Source organism: Clostridioides sp. ZZV14-6154, from assembly GCF_020657785.1.
GTDB lineage: Bacteria > Bacillota > Clostridia > Peptostreptococcales > Peptostreptococcaceae > Clostridioides.
Map to the genome: position 1 here is coordinate 1 of NZ_JAGWCY010000101.1, position 246 is coordinate 246.

1 protein-coding gene is annotated in these 246 nt (G+C 35.4%); it reads left to right on the forward strand.

Annotated elements, in window-relative coordinates; translation table 11 throughout:
* Positions 1-136, forward strand: a 136-nt coding sequence (locus tag KGF45_RS20610; RefSeq protein WP_227843093.1) for a transposase, incomplete at its 5' end; no start/stop codon positions are given.
* Positions 137-246 lie beyond the last annotated feature (110 nt).

A 246-nucleotide genomic window follows, 5' to 3' on the forward strand; every position in this document is an offset into this window, starting at 1 on the left:
ATTATGTTCTAAATGTGGATATAAAAATCCATTAGTGAAGAACTTAGGACTAAGAGAATGGGAATGTCCAGAGTGTGGAGCATTCCACGATAGAGATATCAATGCAAGTATCAATCTATTAAACTTAGCCATATAAATGGTAATCATAAGGGTTAGGAACTAGCCTAATAGCTTGGAGATACTGATAACAATAGTTATCTTGACCAAGAAGCCACCACTTCAAACATTACCGTAGGTAGTTAAGTG